Genomic DNA, 20,519 nt, shown 5'->3' on the forward strand with positions numbered 1-20,519 from the left:
CGCGCGGGGTTGGCTGCTGCACCACTCGAGTTCCACGGAAGGGTGGAAAGTTGCTGTTCAGCTTTACCGCTTGCGATCATCTCGCAACAGCGCGCGCGGCGTTCGACGGTTAGGTGTCGGTCAGACAACACGAATTGCAGGGGCCGTTTGGCTCCTCGGCTGGCCCTGCGCCGCACGCGCGGCGCGGGGTGCAAACTAATTTGTTAACACCATGAAGTTCTGCAGCTTTTCTATTCCTTTCGTGCCCACTACTTCTGCGGCAATGCAGCAAAGTTAGGCACGACAATCATCCGCAGTTGGGGGAGGATGTTAGAACGCGTACAAACACGAGCGGTCTGAAGGAGCGTCCGTGACTATCAGAGAAGCGACCATGGTCCACATGGAAACACGTCAGGTCGAAGCTCAGGACGTCAGGTCCAACGCAGCCCCGATACCGCTCAGCGAGATCGCGCTGACCGGGATCTTCGAGATCTCGAAGATTCTCGCTGCGCCGACGCGGCTGGAGATCACCCTCGCCAACGTCGTCAACCTGCTGCAATCGTTCATGCAGATGCGTCATGGCGTCGTCTCGCTGCTCGCCGATGACGGCATCCCCGATCTTGCGGTCGGGGCAGGCTGGAGCGAGGGCAGCGATCAGCGCTATCGCGAACGCCTTCCGCAGAAGGCGATCGATCAGATCGTGGCGACCGCCGTGCCGCTGATCGCCGAGAACGTCGCCGATCATCCCTCCTTCAGCTTGGCCGACGCGGCTACGCTCGGCGCCGGTGCCGACGTCCGGGTGTCCTTCCTCGGCGTTCCCATCCGGATCGATCAGCGCGTCGTCGGCACGCTGACGATCGATCGCGTCTGGGACGGCCGCGCCGTGTTCCGGCTCGATTCCGACGTCCGCTTCCTGACGATGGTCGCCAACCTGATCGGCCAGACCATCAAGCTGCACCGTGTCGTGGCGCGTGACCGCGAGCGGCTGATGGCGGAAAGCCACCGGCTGCAGAAGGAGCTGTCCGAGCTGAAGCCTGTGCCGAAGGATCGCAAGAAGGTGCTGGTCGACGGCATCGTCGGCGACAGCCCGGCGCTGCGCGCGCTGCTCGACAAGATCAACGTCGTGGCCAAGTCGAACGCGCCGGTGCTGCTGCGCGGCGAGTCCGGCACCGGCAAGGAATTGGTCGCGAAGGCGATCCACGAATTGTCGAACCGCGCCAAGCGGCCCTTCATCAAGATCAACTGCGCGGCCCTGCCCGAGACCGTCCTGGAATCGGAGCTGTTCGGACACGAGAAGGGTGCGTTCACCGGCGCGATCAATTCGCGCAAGGGGCGCTTCGAGCTGGCGGACAAGGGCACGCTGTTCCTCGACGAGATCGGCGAGATCTCGCCCGCGTTCCAGGCCAAGCTGCTGCGCGTGCTGCAGGAGCAGGAGTTCGAGCGCGTCGGCGGCAACCAGACCATCAAGGTCGACGTCCGCATCGTCACCGCGACCAACCGCAATCTCGAAGAGGCGGTGTCGCGCAACGAATTTCGCGCCGACCTCTACTATCGGATCAGCGTTGTCCCGATCAAGCTGCCTCCCTTGCGGGAGCGGCGCAGCGACATTCCGCAGCTGGCCCGCGAATTCCTGCGCCGGTTCAATTGCGAGAACGAGCGGGATCTCACCTTCGATGTCAGCGCCATCGAGGTGCTGATGCATTGCGGCTTCCCCGGCAATGTGCGCGAGCTCGAGAACTGCGTGCAGCGGACCGCGACCATGGCGACCGGCTCCTCGATCGGCATGGACGACTTCGCCTGCAGCCGCAACGAGTGCATGTCGGCGATCCTGTGGAAGGGCAACACGGTGACGCCGCCGCCGCCGCGCGCGCAGCCGATGGTGCCGCTGCCGATCCTGCCGCGCAACTCGGCGCCGCTCGATGCGCCCGCCGAGTTGCCGGCGGTCGATGTCGATGATCAGGAGTTCTCCGAGGCAATGGACGGCGGCGCAGTGCCGGAGCGCGATCGCATCGTGCAGGCGATGGAACGGTCCGGCTGGGTCCAGGCCAAGGCCGCGCGTCTCCTGGGGCTCACGCCGCGCCAGATCGGCTACGCGCTGAAGAAGCACAACATCGAGGTCAAGCGGTTCTGAGCGGGCTTTGCTCGCAGCTGCTAAAGGGCGCGCTCGGCGCGCCCTTTTTGCGTTTTGGACATTGCGCCAGCTTCAAACTTCGGCGTCATTCCGGGGCGACGCGCGCCAGCGCGGCGAGCCCGGAATCCATTTCGCCGCGCGCTCTGCCACACGATGGATTCCGGGCTCGTGCTTCGCACGCCCCGGAATGACGGAGGAGCGATCGGCGAGCATCTCGGGCTGGTGCGGCATGGGGAGAAGAGTTGAGCGTCATCGCGGCGGGAGCCGGCTGGTGATACGCCCTCCCGCCCTGTCGCACTTGCGACATGCTGTCGGGAGAGCGACAGCTGGCCGTCGCCCGCGAAGTTTAGAATAGTCCTTAGAAATCAACCAAGTGAGCTCTGGCACGCGGCTTGAAAGATAGCGCGTGAATGACGTCGTCCGATGTCGCAGGGATCGCGGGGAGCTGCACATGACCTACAAGATCATCGCCTCACAATGCACGGTCTGCGGGGCTTGCGAGTTCGAATGTCCGAATGCGGCCATCCGGCTGAAGAACGACATGTACATCATCGATCCGAAGAAGTGCACCGAGTGCGAAGGCCACTTCGACGCCCCGCAATGCGCTGCCGTCTGTCCGGTGCCGGACACCTGCGTCCCCGCCTGAAGCGGACGCGCGCAGGATATCATTGGAAGCGGAGTGAGAGATGGCAGCGGTTCAGGAGACCATTGATCGGGTCAAGGGCATTGACGTCGATCAGTATCGCTACGGGTTCGAGACCGTCATCGAGTCCGAGAAGCCGCCCAAGGGGCTTTCCGAAGACACCATCCGCTTCATCTCGGGCAAGAAGAACGAGCCGGCCTGGATGCTCGAATGGCGGCTGGAGGCGTATCGCCGCTGGCTGACCATGCAGGAGCCGACCTGGGCGCGGGTCGGCTACCCCAGGATCGACTATCAGGATCTGTATTACTACTCCGCGCCGAAGCCGAAGAAGAAGGTCGCTTCGCTCGACGAGATCGATCCGGAGATCCTGAAGACCTACGAGAAGCTCGGAATTCCCTTGCGCGAGGTCGAGATCCTCGAAGGCGTCGAGCGCCCGGCCGGAGATGCCGATGGCGAAGCCGTCGCGCCACGCAGCAGGATCGCGGTCGATGCGGTGTTCGACTCGGTCTCGGTCGCGACCACCTTCAAGGAGGAGCTGAAGAAGGCCGGCGTGATCTTCATGCCGATCTCCGAGGCGCTGCGCGAGCATCCTGACCTGGTGCAGAAATATCTCGGCACGGTGGTGCCGACCACCGACAACTATTTCGCGACGCTGAACTCGGCGGTGTTCTCCGACGGGTCGTTCGTCTATATCCCGCCCGGCGTGCGCTGCCCGATGGAGCTGTCGACCTACTTCCGCATCAACGAGCGCAACACCGGCCAGTTCGAGCGCACCCTGATCATCGCCGACAAGGGCGCCTACGTCTCCTATCTCGAAGGCTGTACGGCGCCGCAGCGCGACGAGAACCAGCTGCACGCCGCCGTGGTCGAGCTGGTCGCGCTCGACGATGCCGAGATCAAATATTCGACGGTGCAGAACTGGTACCCCGGCAATTCCGAAGGCGTCGGCGGCATCTACAATTTCGTCACCAAGCGTGGCGATTGCCGCGGCGCCAATTCCAAGATCTCCTGGACCCAGGTCGAGACGGGCTCTGCCATCACCTGGAAATATCCGAGCTGCATCCTGCGTGGCGACAATTCCAGCGGCGAGTTCTACTCGATCGCGATCTCGAACGGCTTCCAGCAGGTCGATTCGGGGACCAAGATGATCCATCTCGGCAAGAACACGTCGAGCCGGATCATCTCCAAGGGCATCGCCGCCGGCAAGTCGCAGAACACCTATCGCGGCCTGGTCAGTGCGCACCGCAAGGCGTCGGGCGCGCGCAACTTCACCGCCTGCGATTCGCTCCTGATAGGCGACAAATGCGGCGCGCACACCGTGCCCTATATCGAGGCCAAGAATTCCTCGGCGGTGTTCGAGCATGAGGCCACGACGTCGAAGATCTCCGAGGACGTGCTGTTCTACTGCATCCAGCGCGGCCTCAGCCAGGAGGAGGCAGTCGGCCTCGTCGTCAACGGCTTCGTCAAGGACGTGCTGCAGCAGTTGCCGATGGAGTTCGCGGTCGAGGCGCAGAAGCTGATCTCGATCTCGCTCGAAGGCTCGGTCGGATAGGAACGTGTCGCCTCGCGACATCATGAGGAGGAGTGTTCGATGACGGCCTTGCTCGAAATCAAGGGGCTCCATGCCGAGATCGCCGGCGGACGAAAGATCATCCAGGGCCTGGATCTGACCGTGAACAAGGGCGAGATCCACGCCATCATGGGGCCGAACGGCGCCGGCAAGTCGACGCTGTCCTATGTGCTGGCCGGCAAGCCCGGTTACGAGATCACGGCCGGCGAGGTCTATCTCAACGGCGAGGACCTGCTGGCGATGTCGGCCGACGAGCGCGCCGCCAAGGGCGTGTTCCTCGCCTTCCAATATCCGATGGAGATCCCGGGCGTCGCGACGCTGACTTTCCTGCGTGCCGCCTTCAACGCCCAGCGCAAGGCGCGCGGCGAGGCGGAGCTGTCCTCGCCGGACCTGATCAAGCGCGTCCGCGAGATCGCCAAGACGCTGAACATCGATGCCGACATGCTGAAGCGGCCGCTCAATGTCGGCTTCTCCGGCGGCGAGAAGAAGCGCAACGAGACCCTGCAGATGGCGCTGCTGCAGCCTTCGCTCTGCGTGCTCGACGAGACGGACTCGGGCCTCGACATCGACGCGCTGAAGGTGGTCGCCAATGGCGTCAACGCGCTGCGCTCGGCCGAGCGCGGCATGATCGTGATCACCCATTATCAGCGGCTGCTCGACTACATCGTGCCCGACATCGTCCATGTCTTCGCGGCGGGCCGCATCGTCCGCACCGGCGGAAAGGATCTCGCGCGCGAGCTCGAGGCCACCGGTTACGCCCAGTACCAGAGCGAAGCGGCGTAAGGGCCGGGGAGTACGATCATGGGCGTCGCGATCCGCAAGACCAAGGCCGAGCTCGGACTGGCCGATCTGTATCAGGGCGCCCGCAGATACCTGCCGGGCGGTGAGGAGATCACCGCCGTACGTGCTGCGGCGTTCGACCGCTTCAACACGGTCGGCCTGCCGCACCGGCGCGTCGAGGCCTGGCGCTACACCGATCTGCGCACGCAGATGAAGGAGGCCAAGCGGCTGGCCTCGCTGCCGGACGATGCCGCCAAGGCGAAGGCGCGCGACGCGCAGGACCTGTTTGCTGGCGCCGGCTTCCGCAAGCTGATGATCGTCGATGGCGCGTTCGTGCCAGAATTGTCGGATCTGGCCGATCTCGAACCCGGTCTGACCATCCAGCCGATGGCCGATGCGCTCGCCGCCGACAAGCCGCTGCTGTCGCAGCGTCTCGGCCCCGTGGTGCCGGATGATGATCCGGCGCTGGCGCTCAACACCGCGCTCGCCGCCAACGGCGTCGTCATCCTGGTCGCGCCGGGCACGGCCCTGAGCCGGCCGATCCATGTCGCGTTCGTCACGACCAACTGGGTCGCGACCTCGATGTACACGCGCTCGCTGGTCAATATCGGCGCCGGCGCCAGTGCCACCGTCGTGGAGACGCATCAGGGCCCCGATGGCACCGAGTATCAGGTCAACACTGCGCTTCAGCTCGTGGTTGGCGATGAGGCCCGGATCGACCACGTCAAGGTGACGCGCGAAGGCAATAGCGCGCTGCACGTCTCGTCGCTGCTGGCCAATATCGGCGCGCGCGCGACCTTCAACCAGCTCGGCTTCGTGGCCGGCGGCAGCCTGGTTCGCAATCAGCTGTTCGTTCGCATCGCGGGCGAGGGTACCGTTGCCGACATCCGCGGCGCGTCGCTGCTGGCTGGCACCCAGCATGCCGACACCACGCTCGCGATCGAGCATTCGGCTGAGGATTGTCAGAGCCGCGAGACCTTCAAGGCCGTCGTCGGCGATACGGCGCGCGCGGTGTTCCAGGGCAAGATCACGGTGAGCCCCGGCGCCCAGAAGACCGACGCGAAGATGATGTCGCGGGCGCTGCTGCTGTCGGACGAGGCGGAAGCCTATAGCAAGCCGGAGCTCGAGATCTTTGCCGACGACGTGCAGTGCGGTCACGGCACCACGACCGGCGCCATCGACGATGAGCTGCTGTTCTATTTGATGGCGCGCGGCATCCCGCCGAAGGAGGCGAGGGCCCTGCTGATCCAGGCCTTCATCGGTGAGATCATCGAGGGGGCGGCCAATGAGAGCGTCAGGGGCGCGCTGACCGAGGCGATGCTGGGCTGGCTCGGACAACGGGAGTAGGTGATGCATGCAGCGGTGAACGGAAGCGGCTACGACGTCGGCCGCATCCGTGCGGATTTTCCGATCCTCGGCATGCAGGTGCACGGCAAGCCGCTGGTCTATCTCGACAACGCGGCCTCGGCGCAGAAGCCGCAGGCCGTGCTGGAGCGGATGAACCAGGTCTACACGTCCGAATACGCCAACGTGCATCGCGGGCTGCATTATCTCGCCAACGCCGCCACCGAGGCCTATGAGGGCGCCCGCGCCAAGGTGGCGACCTTCCTCAATGCCGAAAGCCCCGAGCAGATCATCTTCACCCGCGGCGCCACCGAAGCCGTGAACCTGGTGGCGCAGACCTTCGGCCGCGAACGCATCGGGCCGGGCGACGAGATCGTGCTTTCGATCATGGAGCACCACGCCAACATCATCCCCTGGCATTTCCTCAGGGAGCGCCAGGGCGCGGTGATCAAATGGGCTCCGGTGGACGACGACGGCAACTTTCTGCTCGACGAATTCGAGAAGCTGCTCTCGCCGCGCACCAAGATGGTGGCGATGACGCAGATGTCGAACGTGCTCGGCACCGTCGTCCCGGTCAAGGAGGTCATCCGCATCGCGCATGCGCGCGGCATTCCCGTGCTGATCGACGGCTCGCAGGCCGCCGTGCACATGGAGGTCGACGTCCGCGACCTCGATGCCGACTTCTACTGCATCACCGGCCACAAGATCTACGGCCCGACCGGGATCGGCGCGCTCTACGGCAAGCGCGAGCTGCTGGCGGCGATGCCGCCGTTCAACGGCGGCGGCGAGATGATCCGCGAGGTGTCGCGGGACTGGGTCACCTATGGCGACCCGCCGCATCGCTTCGAGGCCGGCACGCCGCCGATCGTCGAAGCCGCCGGGCTGGGGGCCGCAATCGACTACGTCGCGTCGATCGGCAAGCAGCGGATCGCGGCGCATGAGCATGATCTCGTCGCCTACGCGACGGAGCAGCTGCGCGAGATCAACTCGCTGCGTATCATCGGCAACGCCGCGGACAAGGGCGCCATCGTCTCGTTCGAGATGCAGGGCGCCCACGCCCATGACTTCGCCACCGTCATCGACCGCGCGGGCGTCGCCGTCCGCGCCGGCACCCATTGCGCCATGCCGCTGCTGGAGCGCTTCGGCGTCACCGCGACCTGCCGCGCCTCGTTCGCGATGTACAACACGCGGGAAGAGGTCGATGCCCTGGTGCGCGCGCTGAGGAAGGCGCAGGAGTTCTTTGCCTAGAGGCGGCGTTTCCTACGCGCAGATCACGAAGAAGCGGTGCGCATGCATGTGCCCTCTCCCCTTGCGGGAGAGGGCAGCGCCGCTGTCAGCCCCAAGCTCGCTCGGGTGAGGGGTATGTTTCCGCGAACAACTATCGCCTGTGTTTGCCGAGAGAACCCCTCACCCGGCGGCCTTCGGCCGCCACCCTCTCCCACAAGGGGAGAGGGTGCACCGAGTGCGCCGTGCTAAGCGAGTCTAATCAAATCGACAAACAAGACTACGCCGCCGCCGCCAACGCGGCCTGAGCATCGGCCCTGATGCGGGCGACCATCGAGCGGAAGCCGTTGGAGCGCTGCGGGGTGAGGTGCTCGCGCAGGCCGAGCTTCTCGAACAATGCGATCGGATCGGCGGCCAGGATCTCGCTGGCGGTGCGGCCCGAGACCATCGCGAGCAGGATGGCAACCAGGCCGCGCACGATGTGCGCATCGCTGTCGCCGATGAAATCGAGCGCCGGCGCTGCTGCACTGCGCCGCACGGTGGTGGCGAGCCAGACCTGGCTGGTGCAGCCCTGGACCTTGTTGCTGTCGCGGCGGTCCGCATCGGGCAGCGGCGACAGGCCGCGGCCGAGCTCGATGACGTAGCGGTAGCGATCGTCCCAGTCGTCCAGCAGGGCGAAATTCTCGACGATGTCCTCGATGTCGGGCGTCCCTGTTGTCGTGGTCTGGGTCATCTTCAACATGATCCTCTCCTCGTCATCTGCTGATCTCGCTGGGCGCCAGCCGCGGCGATGCCGCCAGGCCAGGTTCCGTACCGCGCCGCGCCAGGACCGAATCGACCGCGTGCGTGACGCCGTCGAAGGTGATCGGCTTGGCGATGATGGCCTCGGCGCCCTGTCGCAGTCCCGCCAGCGCGAGTGGTGACTTGGTCGATCCTGCGACCACGATGATGCCGGCCTGATGCAGCTTCCGTGCGAGCATACCGACCGTCTCGGCGCCGTCGTCCTCCAGGATGCTCATCCCGACGAGCACGGCGTCGGGCGTGGCCCGCGCGGCCTTGGTCAGGGCGTCCGCGGTCTCTGCGAAGGTGAAGGTCTCATGACGCTCGCTGAGAATGTAGCCGAGCGCCGAGCGGATCACCTGATCGGCTTCAATGACAAAGATGCGCGCCTTGCTCGACATCAAAGTACTCCTGCTGGCCCGTTCGGAAACGGCTTGGATTCGATCAAGCAAACTCCGTACCGCGCTCCGAGGCGGCTCGGCGCTGGCGCTACGAACGTTTTTCGCTGGAGCGCCGCTTCGAGCCGCGCCGCCGTGTGTCGTTTCGGACAGCACGGCGCGGGTGCGTCGGGTGAAAACCCCCGATGTCGGGTTTGCAACAAGCGTAGTCTAGCTTCGAGGTTGTCCGCATCTCCTTCAAAAGATGGCCTTTTTAACGATTCCAAAGCTCTGGCACAGCCGTTGCAAAACTTCCGATCAGGCAAAGGTTGAGGGCTGAGTGCACGCCGACGCTTCGGACGAGCGATGCAATCCTTCCCAACAACCCGTCTGCCGGTTCTGGAGAGAGGACGCGGTCTCGCCATGCAAGGTGCATGCGGGGCATTGGCAATCGGTTGATGGAGAGCATCATGGCATCGCTGCGACAAATCGCATTCTACGGCAAAGGCGGCATCGGCAAGTCGACGACGTCGCAAAACACCCTGGCCGCGCTGGCCGAGATGGGTCATCGGATCCTGATCGTCGGCTGCGACCCCAAGGCGGATTCGACCCGCCTGATCCTGCACGCGAAGGCGCAGGACACCATCCTGAGCCTGGCCGCTGCCGCGGGCAGCGTCGAGGACCTCGAGATCGAAGAGGTCATGAAGGTCGGCTATCGCGACATCAAGTGCGTCGAGTCCGGCGGTCCGGAGCCGGGCGTCGGCTGCGCCGGCCGCGGCGTCATCACCTCGATCAACTTCCTGGAAGAGAACGGCGCCTATGAGGACATCGATTACGTGTCCTACGACGTGCTCGGCGACGTGGTCTGCGGCGGCTTCGCGATGCCGATCCGCGAGAACAAGGCGCAGGAAATCTACATCGTGATGTCCGGCGAGATGATGGCGATGTATGCCGCCAACAACATCTCGAAGGGCATTCTGAAATATGCCAATTCCGGCGGCGTGCGGCTGGGCGGCCTGGTCTGCAACGAACGCCAGACCGACAAGGAGCTCGAGCTCGCCGAGGCCATGGCCAAGAAGCTCGGCACGCACCTGATCTACTTCGTGCCGCGCGACAACATCGTGCAGCACGCCGAGCTGCGCCGCATGACCGTGCTGGAATATGCGCCGGACTCGGTTCAGGCCGGCCACTACCGCTCGCTGGCGACCAAGATCCACGCCAACGCCGGCAAGGGCATCATCCCGACCCCGATCACGATGGACGAGCTCGAGGACATGCTGATGGAGCACGGCATCATGAAGGCCGTCGACGAGAGCCAGATCGGAAAGACTGCCGCCGACCTCGCCGCAACGGCGTAACCGCCACCGGTCATCCGGCCCATCATCTTCAAGGGCCGGATGACCTCCGCAACCGATCATCGAGGAAAGCCAGATGAGCGTCATCGAGAAACAAAGCGTTGCCGAGATCAAGGCACGCAACAAGGAACTGATCGCCGAGGTCTTGAAGGTCTATCCGGAAAAGACCGCCAAGCGCCGCGCCAAGCACCTCAACGTGCATGAGAACGGCAAGTCGGACTGCGGCGTCAAGTCGAACATCAAGTCGATCCCCGGCGTCATGACCATTCGCGGTTGCGCCTATGCCGGTTCCAAGGGCGTGGTGTGGGGCCCGATCAAGGACATGATCCACATCAGCCACGGCCCGGTCGGCTGCGGCCAGTACTCCTGGGCGGCGCGCCGCAACTACTACATCGGCACGACCGGCATCGACACCTTCGTGACGATGCAGTTCACCTCCGATTTTCAGGAGAAGGACATCGTGTTCGGCGGCGACAAGAAGCTCGCCAAGATCATGGACGAGATCCAGGAACTGTTCCCGCTGAACAACGGCATCACCGTGCAGTCGGAATGCCCGATCGGCCTGATCGGCGACGACATCGAGGCGGTCTCCAAGGTCAAGTCGAAGGAGTATGACGGCAAGACCATCGTCCCGGTGCGTTGCGAGGGCTTCCGCGGTGTCTCGCAGTCGCTCGGCCACCACATCGCCAACGACGCGATCCGGGATTGGGTGTTCGACAAGATCCCGGCCGACGCCGCGCCGCGCTTCGAGCCGTCGGATTACGACGTCGCGATCATCGGCGACTACAACATCGGCGGCGACGCCTGGTCGTCGCGCATCCTGCTCGAGGAGATGGGCCTGCGCGTGATTGCCCAGTGGTCGGGCGACGGCTCGCTGGCCGAGCTTGAGGCGACGCCGAAGGCGAAGCTCAACGTGCTGCACTGCTATCGATCGATGAACTACATATCGCGTCACATGGAAGAGAAGTACAACATTCCGTGGTGCGAATACAACTTCTTCGGGCCGAGCAAGATCGCGGAATCGCTGCGCAAGATCGCCAGCTATTTCGACGACAAGATCAAGGAAGGTGCCGAGCGCGTCATCGCCAAGTACCAGCCCCTGATGGATGCCGTGATCGCCAAGTACCGGCCGCGCCTGGAAGGCAAGACCGTGATGCTGTTCGTCGGCGGCCTGCGTCCGCGCCACGTGATCGGCGCCTACGAGGACCTCGGCATGGAGGTCGTCGGCACCGGCTACGAGTTCGGCCATAACGACGACTATCAGCGCACCGCCCAGCACTACGTCAAGGACGGCACGCTGATCTATGACGACGTGACCGGCTACGAGTTCGAGAAGTTCGTCGAGAAGGTCCAGCCGGACCTGGTCGGCTCGGGCATCAAGGAAAAGTACGTGTTCCAGAAGATGGGTGTGCCGTTCCGCCAGATGCACTCCTGGGACTACTCGGGTCCCTACCATGGCTATGACGGGTTCGCGATCTTCGCCCGCGACATGGACATGGCCATCAACTCGCCGGTCTGGAAGATGGCAAAGGCGCCCTGGAAGCAGGCGCCCAAGCCGTTGCTGCAGGCGGCCGAGTAATCACCACCACCCACGGCCTGGCTCTCCTTCGGCGGAGAGCCAGCGCTCCCTGATCGACACAGGAAAATTGAGAGGGTTATCCCATGACGCAGTCTGCCGAACATGTGCTCGATCACTTCGAGCTTTTCCGTGGTCCCGAATACCAGCAGATGCTGGCGAACAAGAAGAAGATGTTCGAGAATCCGCGCGATCCCGCGGAAGTCGAGCGCATCCGCGAATGGGCCAAGACGCCCGAATATCGCGAGAAGAATTTCGCCCGTGAGGCGCTGACCGTCAATCCGGCCAAGGCCTGCCAGCCGCTCGGTGCGGTGTTCGTGGCCGTCGGCTTCGAGAAGACCCTGCCGTTCGTGCACGGCTCGCAGGGCTGCGTCGCCTATTATCGCAGCCATCTGTCGCGCCACTTCAAGGAGCCGAGCTCCTGCGTGTCGTCGTCGATGACCGAGGACGCCGCCGTGTTCGGCGGCCTCAACAACATGATCGACGGCCTCGCCAACGCCTACAACATGTACAAGCCGAAGATGATTGCGGTCTCGACCACCTGCATGGCGGAAGTCATCGGTGACGACCTCAACGCCTTCATCAAGACGTCGAAGGAGAAAGGCTCCGTGCCAGCTGAGTACGACGTCCCGTTCGCCCACACGCCTGCTTTCGTCGGCAGCCATGTCACCGGATACGACAACGCGATGAAGGGCATCCTGGAGCACTTCTGGGACGGCAAGGCCGGCACCGCGCCGAAGCTCGAGCGCGTCCCTAACGAGAAGATCAACTTCATCGGCGGCTTCGACGGCTACACCGTCGGCAACATCCGAGAGGTCAAGCACATCTTCGAGGCGATGGGGATCGAATACACGATCCTCGGCGACAATTCGAACGTGTTCGACACGCCGACCGACGGCGAGTTCCGCATGTATGATGGCGGCACGACCTTGGAGGAGGCTGCCAACGCCGTCCACGCCAAGGCGACCATCTCGATGCAGGAATATTGCACCGAGAAGACCCTGCCGCTGATCAAGAACCACGGCCAGGAAGTGGTCGCATTCAACCATCCGGTCGGCGTCACCGGCACCGATGCCTTCGTCATGGCGCTGTCACGCATCACCGGCAAGGAGATCCCGGAAGAGCTTGCGCTCGAGCGTGGCCGTCTGGTCGACGCGATCGCGGACTCCAGCGCCCACATCCACGGCAAGAAGTTCGCGATCTACGGCGATCCCGACCTCTGCCTCGGCCTCGCCTCGTTCCTGCTCGAGCTCGGCGCTGAGCCGACCCACGTGCTCGCCACCAACGGCAACAAGCACTGGGCCGAGAAGGTGCAGGCGGTGTTCGACAGCTCGCCGTTCGGCAAGAACTGCCACGTGTATCCCGGCAAGGATCTCTGGCACATGCGCTCGCTGCTGTTCACCGAGCCGGTCGACTTCCTGATCGGCAACACCTACGGCAAGTATCTGGAGCGCGACACCGGTACGCCGCTGATCCGCATCGGCTTCCCGATCTTCGATCGCCACCACAAGCATCGCTATCCGGTGTGGGGCTATCAGGGCGGCCTGAACGTGCTGGTCACGATCCTCGACAAGATCTTCGACGAGATCGACCGCAACACCAACGTGCCGGCCAAGTCGGACTACAGCTTCGACATCATCCGCTGAGTGACGGCGCGGCGGCCTTTCGGGGCCGCCGCGTTTCGGTGTTGGGAGCAGGGCTCACGGGGAGGCATGTCGTGCCTGAGCCTTGTCTTTCGAAAGACGCGCAATCGGTCGTCAACAGGAGAAGCCAATGAGCTCGCTTTCGGCCACGATCCAGAACGTCTTCAACGAGCCGGGTTGCGGCAAGAACGCCAACAAGTCCGAGGCCGAGCGCAAGAAGGGCTGCACCAAGCAGCTGCAGCCGGGTGGTGCGGCCGGTGGTTGCGCCTTCGACGGCGCCAAGGTCGCATTGCAGCCGCTGACCGACGTCGCTCACCTGGTTCACGGCCCGATCGCCTGCGAGGGCAACTCCTGGGACAATCGTGGCGCGGCCTCCTCGGGCGCCTCGATCTGGCGCACCGGGTTCACCACCGACATCAACGAGACCGACGTCGTGTTCGGCGGCGAAAAGCGCCTGTACAAGGCGATCAAGGAAATCATCGAGAAATACGATCCGCCGGCGGTCTTCGTCTACCAGACCTGCGTGCCCGCCATGACCGGCGATGACATCAACGCGGTCTGCAAGGCGGCCTCCGCCAAGTTCGGCAAGCCCTGCATTCCCGTCAATTCGCCCGGCTTCGTCGGACCGAAGAACCTCGGCAACAAGCTCGCCGGCGAGGCGCTGCTCGACCATGTCATCGGTACCGTTGAGCCCGAGGTCACCACGCCCTACGACCTCAACATCATCGGCGAATACAACCTGTCCGGCGAGCTCTGGCAGGTGAAGCCGCTGTTCGACGAGCTCGGCATCCGCATCTCCGCCTGCATCTCCGGCGACGGCCGCTACAAGGACGTAGCGTCGTCGCACCGCGCCCGCGCGGCGATGATGGTGTGCTCCAAGGCGATGATCAACGTCGCCCGCAAGATGGAGGAGCGCTACGGGATTCCGTTCTTCGAGGGCTCGTTCTACGGCATCCAGGATTCCTCGGATTCGTTGCGCGAGATCGCGCGGCTGCTGGTCGAGCGCGGCGCGCCGGCCGATCTGCTCGACCGGACCGAGGCTGTGATCGCGCGCGAGGAAGCCAAGGCCTGGGCCGCGATCGAGCCGTTCAAGCAGCGGCTGACGGGCAAGAAGGTGCTGCTGATCACCGGCGGCGTGAAGTCGTGGTCGGTGGTGGCGGCGCTGCAGGAGGCCGGCATGGAGCTGGTCGGCACGTCGGTCAAGAAGTCCACCAAGGAGGACAAGGAGCGCATCAAGGAGCTGATGGGCCAGGACGCCCACATGATCGACGATATGGCGCCGCGCGAAATGTACAAGATGCTCAAGGACGCCAAGGCCGACATCATGCTGTCCGGCGGCAAGTCGCAATTCGTGGCGCTGAAGGCGGCGATGCCCTGGCTCGACATCAACCAGGAGCGCGCTCACGCCTTCATGGGCTATATCGGCATGGTGAAGCTGGTCGAGGAGATCGACAAGGCGATCTACAACCCGATGTGGGCGCAGCTGCGCAAGCCGGCGCCCTGGGAGAAGGCCGACAGCAACTGGCAGGCGAGAGCGATCGCGCAGGCCAATGCGGAGGCAGCAGCCCTCGCCGCCGATCCGGTCGCTGCGGAAGCGGCGCGCCGCGCCAAGAAGATCTGCCACTGCAAGTCGGTCGATCTCGGCACCATCGAGGATGCGATCAAGGCGCACGGCTTAGGTGACGTCACCGGCGTGCGCGAGCACACCAACGCCTCCGGCGGCTGCGGCGCCTGCGCCGGCCGGGTCGAGGACATCCTGGCCCGCGTGAGCGCGCCGGCCGAGCTGCTGCAGGCGGCGGAATAGGCGGCGCGCATGGCCAAGGTCACGACCGGAAAGAAAGCCTGCGCGGTCAATCCGCTCAAGATGAGCCAGCCGATCGGCGGCTCGTTCGCCTTCCTCGGCCTGCGCGGAGCGATGCCGCTGCTGCACGGCTCGCAGGGCTGCACCTCGTTCGGGCTGACGCTGTTCGTGCGCCACTTCAAGGAAGCGGTGCCGATGCAGACCACGGCGATGAGCGAGGTCGCCACCGTGCTCGGCGGCTACGAGAACGTCGAGCAGGCGATCCTCAACATCCATAAGAGGCAGAAGCCGGAGATCATCGGCATCTGCTCGACCGGGGTCACCGAGACCAAGGGCGACGACGTCGACGGCTACATCAGGCTGATCCGCGAGAAGCATCCGGAGCTTGCGACCTATCCGCTGGTCTATGTCTCGACGCCCGACTTCAAGGATGCGTTCCAGGACGGCTGGGATAAGACCGTCGCCAAGATGGTCGAGGTGCTGGTCGACAAGCCGACCTCGACCCGGCGCGATCCGGCGCGCGTCAACGTGTTGCCCGGCTGCCACCTGACGCCGGGCGACATCGAGGAGCTGCGCACCATCTTCGAGGATTTCGGCCTGGAGCCGTCGTTCCTGCCCGATATCGGCGGCTCGCTCGACGGTCACATCCCCGACGAGTTCACGCCGACCACGATCGGCGGCATCGGGCTCGAGGAGATCGCGACCATGGGCAGCGCAGCCTGGACGATCGCGATCGGCGCCCAGATGAAGCGCGCGGCGGAGGCGATGCAGGCCAAGACGGGGGTGCCGTACCGGCTGTTCGAGCGCCTCTGCGGGCTATTGCCGAACGACGAATTCATGACCTTTCTAAGCGAGATCTCGGGACGTCCTGTGCCCGCGAAATATCGCCGCCAGCGCGGTCAGCTCGCGGATGCCATGCTGGATGCGCATTTCCACATCGGCGGCCGCAAGCTCGCGATCGGCGCCGAGCCGGACCTGCTGTTCGACGTCTCCAGCATGCTGCACGACATGGGCGCTCACGTCGCCGTGGCCGTGACCACGACGCAGTCGCCGGTGCTCGAACGCATGCGGTGCGAGGAGGTGCTGATCGGCGATCTCGAAGACCTGGAGACCCTCGCGAAGGCGCGCGGCTGCAACCTCATGATGACGCATTCGCACGGCCGCCAGGCGGCATCGCGCCTGAAGATCCCGTTCTACCGGATCGGCTTTCCGATGTTCGACCGGCTCGGGGCAGGGCACCTACTGACGGTCGGCTATCGCGGCACCCGCGACCTGATCTTCGCGCTCGCCAATCTCATCATCGCCGATCGCGAGGACAACCATCAGCCGACCCCTGACACCTGGCTCGAGCCCTGGGCCGAATCCCGTCAGGAGTCGTCGGACTCCGCCGTCGTGGCGCCACTGCATTGACGTTTCAGGAGAGAGGACCGATGTCATGAAGGTCGCATTTGCTACCCAGGATCTGAAGCGCGTCGACGCCCATTTCGGCTGGGCCAAGAACATCGCGATCTACGATGTCGACACCGTGGGGCATCGCTTCGTCGAGACCGTCGAGTTCGACGGCGATCTCAAGGAGGATGGCAACGAGGACAAGCTGGCGCCGAAGATCGAGGCGATCAAGGATTGCGCGATCCTCTATGTCGCGGCAATCGGCGGCTCGGGCGCGGCGCGCGTCGTCGCCAACAACATCCATCCGATGAAGGTCAACCAGCCCGAGGAGATCAGCGATCTCCTCGGCAAGCTGCAGGCCGTGCTGGCCGGCACGCCGCCGCCCTGGCTGCGCAAGGCGCTGGCCAAGGGCCAGGAACGTGTTCTCGATTTCGAGGAATGAGGAAACCAACATGTCCGATACCGCGGTAGCAGTCGACACGGTGCCCGCCGAGCAGCGGCCCTTCGTCAAGGAACTCATCAAGGTCTGGCGCGCCCAGGACACCCATGGCGCCTGGGAGGGCAAGAAGGATATCGATCTGCTCGAGCCCTACATCCTGGACAAGGAGAAGCGGCGGGCGCTGCCGATCATCGGCGATCCCGATCCGGAGACGATCTGGCGGCTGGAGCTGTTCTTCAACGCGATCGCACTGTCGATCGAGAAGGCCACCGGCGTGATGATCTCGCCGATGCTGAAGATGAGCCACGAAGGCTTCGGCCGCATGGTGCTGATCGGCGGCCGGCTGATCGTGGTCAACAAGCAGCTGCGCGACGTGCACCGCTTCGGTTTCGATAATCTTGGCAAGCTTGCGGACGAGGGCGACAAGTTCGTCAACGCCGGCGTCGAGATGATCGAGAAATTCAAGGACGTCGCGAATTACTGAACGGCGAGGACCAAAGAGATGAGCGACCTGGATACGATGAAGGCCGAGATCAAGAAGCTGTCGGCGCGCGCCATGCAGGCCAAGATGGATCTGCACGACCTGTCGGAGGAACTGCCCATCAATTGGGACCAGATCCTCCCGACCGCGCAGAAGGCCCATGAGGCGTTTGCCGAGCTGGAAAAGAAGCGCGCCGATCTGAAGAAGCTCGAGACTGCGTGAGCCGAACTGAGGACCCGTCATCATGTCCAATGCAACCCGTGACGGCCGCGACTGGCGGCCGGATTATCTGGTCGCCATCGATGCCGCCAAGTGCATCGGCTGCGGCCGCTGCTACAAGGTCTGTGGCCGCGAGGTCATGACCCTGAAGGGCATCAACGACGAGGGCGAGTTCGTCGAGCTCGACGACGACGAGGATGACGAGGTCGAGAAGAAGATCATGGTCATGCACGACACCGGTGCCTGCATCGGCTGCGGTGCCTGCGCCCGCGTCTGCCCGACCAACTGCCAGACCCATTCGCCGGCGGCGTGAGATCCCCGGAGCGTGCTGCCATGGTACGAATGGATGCAAAATTCACGATCGGCCAGGTGACCCGGCATCGCGTCTACGATCTGCGCGGTGTCGTGTTCGACGTCGACCTGTCGTTCTCCGAACAGGAGGGCTGGCGCGCCATCACCATGGATGCCCGGCTCGACAAGAAGCAGCCGTTCTACTACCTGCTCGCCGAATGCGGCGACAGCAGCTACATCGCCTATGTGCCCGAACAGAACCTGGTGGCGGATGCCTCCGGAGAGCCGGTCAAGCATCCCGATATCGGCGAGCTGTTCGATGTCGATGACGAGGGCAGCTATCGGTATCGCGGACGGATTTTCCAGTAATCGGATTCTGTAGATTCCATGGGGGAGCGGTGAGCGAGCCCTTCCGATAGGTTTGGGTTTCCACACTCGAACCCTCGGAGAGTCAGATGCAAGCTTCGACCCAAGGCACGCTCACCGCCGGAGATACTGGCACGATTTTCGTTGCAATTGAACTCAGCCAGAAGAGCTGGCTGATCACGTTGCACAGTCCCGATCAGGGACGGATGTCGCGGCACAAGCTCGACGGAGTCGATCAGGTCGGGTTGCTGGCGTTGATCGCCAAGACGCGGGCCCGGGCGGCGCAGAAGCTCGGATCGGAGCCGCGCGTGGCGAGCTGCTACGAGGCCGGCTATGACGGCTTCTGGCTGCACCGGTTGCTGGTCGCGAACGGAATCGACAATCTGGTGTTCGATCCGGCAAGCATCGCGGTCGAGCAGCGCGCACGGCGGGCAAAGACGGATCGGATCGACGGCGAGCTGTTGCTGCGCACGCTGATGGCCTATTTGCGCGGCGAGCCCCGGGTGGTCCGGATCGTCCGGGTGCCGACGGTGGAGCAGGAGGACGCCCGGCGGGTCAGCCGCGAGCGCGACCGGCTGGTCACGGAGCAGACGGCCCACACCAACCGGATCAAGGCGCTGCTGCGGCTGTCCGGCCTGGAGGTCGGCGCGCCGCGCCGCCGCAACTGGCTCACCTGGCTGGAGCAGCAACGCGACTGGCAGGGTGAGCCGCTGCCGCCCCACGTTCTGGCCGAGGTCAAGCGCGAGCACGCGCGTCTGATGCTGGTGCGCGAGCAGCTCGCGGCGCTGGAGCAGAGCCAGGAGGCCGCGCAGGCGGCTGTCGTTCCGGAGGCGATGGCCAAGCGGCGGGAGCAGCTGCAGCGGCTCAAGGGGCTCGGGCCGGCCTTCGCCACGACATTGGCGGGCGAGCTGTTCTACAAGGACTTCCGCAACCGGCGCGAGGTCGCCAGCTATTGCGGCCTGACACCGAGCCCATGGAAGAGCGGCGGCATCGATCGTGAGCAGGGCATCAGCAAGGCGGGCAATCCGCACGTCCGCCTGAAGACGATCGAGCTGGCTTGGCTCTGGGTCCGCCATCAGCCGGACAGCGCGCTCAGCCGCTGGTTCCAGACCCGCACGCTCAACACCGGCAAGCGTGTCAGGCGCATTGCGATCGTGGCGCTGGCGCGCAAGCTCGTCGTGGCGCTGTGGCGCTATCTCGAGACCGGCCTCGTGCCCGAGGAGGCCCTGATGAAGGCGTAAACGAACTTCGCGATCAGGCCCGCGGTTCGCCGCGGTCTTGCGAGGATGGATGATGACCGTGCCACCCTAGGGCCGTACCACCAGCCGTCTTGTAGATGGGTCTCATCCTCTTTGGCTTCTCGCCGCAAGCATGCGGAACATGGGCCCGGATGACTTCATCCGACCGGATATGAGGTGATGCAGCGGACAGCTGCAGAATCTTCGCAAGCCAGTCCTCGACCGAGACCGCAGGTTCGTGGCGCCAGACGTCGCCCTGCCCACCCGCAAAGCCGCCGTCCGCTACGGCGCAAAATCGAGAGCGCGCGGACGTCGGCTTTGCTCCGCCGAACACACCACCTCTAAGGAAACGAACGGCATCCTCGAAAAAACAACCTCGACCTATCGAACGAGACTTGACTCACAAGACCCCATATGAGGGTGGGCAAAGGCGCCTTGGCGGTCTTTCCCCGCCGATTCAGCTAACGCGCCGTGCCCACCATCTTTCGACGCGTCGGATGGGAACGGTGGGCACGCCATCGGACGCCGCTTCGCGTCGCCCGCCGGCTTTGCCCACCCTACGAATCAATGCCTACTCGATCCCCTGTTCCCTGGCCTTCCACATCGCTGCAATCCGGAAGCGTTCGTTGATCGCGGCGGGATTGGCGAGGATATCGGCCTGGGCTGCGGCAAAGGCGCCCTCGACAATCGCGGCCTCGTCCTTGGTCAGGGTGATGCGGCCGGCCATGTGGGTTGCATCGGGTGCAGCCTCCCAGATCTTGCGACGGTTTGGATGCAGCTTGACCTCGACCAGCTCGAACGCTTCGAGCTCGCCGTCGAGGCAGATTGCGAGACCAATCACCTCGACCTTGCGACCGTCCTGCGTGGTCTTGACCAGGGTCTTTGCCATGCTC

General features: G+C 64.3%; 20 protein-coding genes. 17 read left to right on the forward strand and 3 right to left on the reverse strand.

Annotated elements, in window-relative coordinates; all coding sequences use genetic code 11:
• The first annotated feature begins 370 nt into the window (after positions 1-370).
• The 6 genes from nifA to LQG66_RS34135 all read left to right on the forward strand — a co-directional run bounded on the left by nifA (position 371) and on the right by LQG66_RS34135 (position 7,695).
• The gene (nifA, locus tag LQG66_RS34110; RefSeq protein ID WP_231328053.1) at positions 371-2,110 is read left to right on the forward strand and encodes a nif-specific transcriptional activator NifA; all 1,740 of its coding nucleotides are present in this window, start codon (positions 371-373) and stop codon (positions 2,108-2,110) included.
• Between the two features lie 451 nt (positions 2,111-2,561).
• On the forward strand, positions 2,562-2,756 hold the full coding sequence (locus tag LQG66_RS34115; RefSeq protein WP_006609648.1) for a 4Fe-4S dicluster domain-containing protein: 195 nt from the start codon (positions 2,562-2,564) through the stop codon (positions 2,754-2,756).
• 40 nt (positions 2,757-2,796) lie between these two features.
• A complete protein-coding gene (gene sufB / locus LQG66_RS34120) occupies positions 2,797-4,305 on the forward strand; it encodes a Fe-S cluster assembly protein SufB (protein ID WP_231320184.1) in 1,509 nt (502 codons plus the stop codon).
• 39 nt (positions 4,306-4,344) lie between these two features.
• Positions 4,345-5,106 (forward strand): Fe-S cluster assembly ATPase SufC, encoded by a 762-nt coding sequence (sufC, locus tag LQG66_RS34125; RefSeq protein WP_231320185.1) that lies wholly within the window; start codon positions 4,345-4,347, stop codon positions 5,104-5,106.
• A gap of 18 nt (positions 5,107-5,124) precedes the next feature.
• Entirely contained in the window at positions 5,125-6,450 is a 1,326-nt protein-coding gene (sufD, locus tag LQG66_RS34130; RefSeq protein WP_231320186.1) for a Fe-S cluster assembly protein SufD, read from the forward strand.
• A 3-nt stretch (positions 6,451-6,453) separates the two neighbouring features.
• Positions 6,454-7,695 carry a cysteine desulfurase gene (locus tag LQG66_RS34135; protein ID WP_231320187.1) on the forward strand — a complete coding sequence of 414 codons (1,242 nt, stop codon included), beginning with the start codon at positions 6,454-6,456 and terminating at the stop codon, positions 7,693-7,695.
• A 256-nt stretch (positions 7,696-7,951) separates the two neighbouring features.
• Here LQG66_RS34135 and LQG66_RS34140 read toward each other — a convergent pair whose 3' ends face one another.
• Complete coding sequence (locus tag LQG66_RS34140; protein WP_231320188.1) at positions 7,952-8,413, reverse strand: SufE family protein; 462 nt, start codon at positions 8,411-8,413, stop codon at positions 7,952-7,954.
• Between the two features lie 13 nt (positions 8,414-8,426).
• Complete coding sequence (locus LQG66_RS34145; RefSeq protein ID WP_231320189.1) at positions 8,427-8,852, reverse strand: response regulator; 426 nt, start codon at positions 8,850-8,852, stop codon at positions 8,427-8,429.
• A gap of 446 nt (positions 8,853-9,298) precedes the next feature.
• Between LQG66_RS34145 and nifH the strand changes: the two genes are divergently transcribed.
• The 11 genes from nifH to LQG66_RS34200 all read left to right on the forward strand — a co-directional run bounded on the left by nifH (position 9,299) and on the right by LQG66_RS34200 (position 19,629).
• Positions 9,299-10,186, forward strand: a complete 888-nt coding sequence (gene nifH, locus LQG66_RS34150; protein WP_231320190.1) for a nitrogenase iron protein — start codon at positions 9,299-9,301, stop codon at positions 10,184-10,186.
• 73 nt (positions 10,187-10,259) lie between these two features.
• Positions 10,260-11,762 carry a nitrogenase molybdenum-iron protein alpha chain gene (gene nifD, locus LQG66_RS34155; RefSeq protein ID WP_231320191.1) on the forward strand — a complete coding sequence of 501 codons (1,503 nt, stop codon included), beginning with the start codon at positions 10,260-10,262 and terminating at the stop codon, positions 11,760-11,762.
• Between the two features lie 83 nt (positions 11,763-11,845).
• Positions 11,846-13,405 (forward strand): nitrogenase molybdenum-iron protein subunit beta, encoded by a 1,560-nt coding sequence (gene nifK, locus LQG66_RS34160; protein ID WP_231320192.1) that lies wholly within the window; start codon positions 11,846-11,848, stop codon positions 13,403-13,405.
• A 127-nt stretch (positions 13,406-13,532) separates the two neighbouring features.
• Positions 13,533-15,206 carry a nitrogenase iron-molybdenum cofactor biosynthesis protein NifE gene (nifE, locus tag LQG66_RS34165; RefSeq protein WP_231320193.1) on the forward strand — a complete coding sequence of 558 codons (1,674 nt, stop codon included), beginning with the start codon at positions 13,533-13,535 and terminating at the stop codon, positions 15,204-15,206.
• Positions 15,207-15,215: 9 nt separating this feature from the next.
• Positions 15,216-16,613, forward strand: coding sequence for a nitrogenase iron-molybdenum cofactor biosynthesis protein NifN (gene nifN / locus LQG66_RS34170; RefSeq protein WP_231320194.1), 1,398 nt, complete (start codon positions 15,216-15,218; stop codon positions 16,611-16,613).
• A gap of 25 nt (positions 16,614-16,638) precedes the next feature.
• The gene (nifX, locus tag LQG66_RS34175) at positions 16,639-17,034 is read left to right on the forward strand and encodes a nitrogen fixation protein NifX (protein ID WP_231320195.1); all 396 of its coding nucleotides are present in this window, start codon (positions 16,639-16,641) and stop codon (positions 17,032-17,034) included.
• Positions 17,035-17,044: 10 nt separating this feature from the next.
• Entirely contained in the window at positions 17,045-17,515 is a 471-nt protein-coding gene (locus LQG66_RS34180; RefSeq protein WP_231320196.1) for a NifX-associated nitrogen fixation protein, read from the forward strand.
• A gap of 18 nt (positions 17,516-17,533) precedes the next feature.
• Positions 17,534-17,734, forward strand: a complete 201-nt coding sequence (locus tag LQG66_RS34185; protein WP_231320197.1) for a CCE_0567 family metalloprotein — start codon at positions 17,534-17,536, stop codon at positions 17,732-17,734.
• 22 nt (positions 17,735-17,756) lie between these two features.
• Positions 17,757-18,044 (forward strand): ferredoxin III, nif-specific, encoded by a 288-nt coding sequence (gene fdxB / locus LQG66_RS34190; protein WP_231320198.1) that lies wholly within the window; start codon positions 17,757-17,759, stop codon positions 18,042-18,044.
• A 20-nt stretch (positions 18,045-18,064) separates the two neighbouring features.
• A complete protein-coding gene (hspQ, locus tag LQG66_RS34195; RefSeq protein WP_231320199.1) occupies positions 18,065-18,391 on the forward strand; it encodes a heat shock protein HspQ in 327 nt (108 codons plus the stop codon).
• Positions 18,392-18,477: 86 nt separating this feature from the next.
• The gene (locus LQG66_RS34200) at positions 18,478-19,629 is read left to right on the forward strand and encodes an IS110 family RNA-guided transposase (protein WP_231317924.1); all 1,152 of its coding nucleotides are present in this window, start codon (positions 18,478-18,480) and stop codon (positions 19,627-19,629) included.
• 568 nt (positions 19,630-20,197) lie between these two features.
• Here LQG66_RS34200 and LQG66_RS34205 read toward each other — a convergent pair.
• Positions 20,198-20,515: a hypothetical protein gene (locus tag LQG66_RS34205; protein ID WP_015665406.1), complete on the reverse strand. Its 318-nt coding sequence runs from the start codon at positions 20,513-20,515 to the stop codon at positions 20,198-20,200.
• Positions 20,516-20,519: the final 4 nt, after the last annotated feature.

It is taken from the genome of Bradyrhizobium ontarionense, from assembly GCF_021088345.1.
GTDB classification, from domain to species: domain Bacteria; phylum Pseudomonadota; class Alphaproteobacteria; order Rhizobiales; family Xanthobacteraceae; genus Bradyrhizobium; species Bradyrhizobium ontarionense.

Coding starts and splice junctions, on each gene's coding strand:
- nifA (WP_231328053.1), top strand. CDS start 371: ATGGTCCACATGGAAACACGTCAGGTCGAAGCTCAGGACGTCAGGTCC.
- LQG66_RS34115 (WP_006609648.1), top strand. CDS start 2,562: ATGACCTACAAGATCATCGCCTCACAATGCACGGTCTGCGGGGCTTGC.
- sufB (WP_231320184.1), top strand. CDS start 2,797: ATGGCAGCGGTTCAGGAGACCATTGATCGGGTCAAGGGCATTGACGTC.
- sufC (WP_231320185.1), top strand. CDS start 4,345: ATGACGGCCTTGCTCGAAATCAAGGGGCTCCATGCCGAGATCGCCGGC.
- sufD (WP_231320186.1), top strand. CDS start 5,125: ATGGGCGTCGCGATCCGCAAGACCAAGGCCGAGCTCGGACTGGCCGAT.
- LQG66_RS34135 (WP_231320187.1), top strand. CDS start 6,454: ATGCATGCAGCGGTGAACGGAAGCGGCTACGACGTCGGCCGCATCCGT.
- LQG66_RS34140 (WP_231320188.1), bottom strand. CDS start 8,413: ATGTTGAAGATGACCCAGACCACGACAACAGGGACGCCCGACATCGAG.
- LQG66_RS34145 (WP_231320189.1), bottom strand. CDS start 8,852: ATGTCGAGCAAGGCGCGCATCTTTGTCATTGAAGCCGATCAGGTGATC.
- nifH (WP_231320190.1), top strand. CDS start 9,299: ATGGCATCGCTGCGACAAATCGCATTCTACGGCAAAGGCGGCATCGGC.
- nifD (WP_231320191.1), top strand. CDS start 10,260: ATGAGCGTCATCGAGAAACAAAGCGTTGCCGAGATCAAGGCACGCAAC.
- nifK (WP_231320192.1), top strand. CDS start 11,846: ATGACGCAGTCTGCCGAACATGTGCTCGATCACTTCGAGCTTTTCCGT.
- nifE (WP_231320193.1), top strand. CDS start 13,533: ATGAGCTCGCTTTCGGCCACGATCCAGAACGTCTTCAACGAGCCGGGT.
- nifN (WP_231320194.1), top strand. CDS start 15,216: ATGGCCAAGGTCACGACCGGAAAGAAAGCCTGCGCGGTCAATCCGCTC.
- nifX (WP_231320195.1), top strand. CDS start 16,639: ATGAAGGTCGCATTTGCTACCCAGGATCTGAAGCGCGTCGACGCCCAT.
- LQG66_RS34180 (WP_231320196.1), top strand. CDS start 17,045: ATGTCCGATACCGCGGTAGCAGTCGACACGGTGCCCGCCGAGCAGCGG.
- LQG66_RS34185 (WP_231320197.1), top strand. CDS start 17,534: ATGAGCGACCTGGATACGATGAAGGCCGAGATCAAGAAGCTGTCGGCG.
- fdxB (WP_231320198.1), top strand. CDS start 17,757: ATGTCCAATGCAACCCGTGACGGCCGCGACTGGCGGCCGGATTATCTG.
- hspQ (WP_231320199.1), top strand. CDS start 18,065: ATGGTACGAATGGATGCAAAATTCACGATCGGCCAGGTGACCCGGCAT.
- LQG66_RS34200 (WP_231317924.1), top strand. CDS start 18,478: ATGCAAGCTTCGACCCAAGGCACGCTCACCGCCGGAGATACTGGCACG.
- LQG66_RS34205 (WP_015665406.1), bottom strand. CDS start 20,515: ATGGCAAAGACCCTGGTCAAGACCACGCAGGACGGTCGCAAGGTCGAG.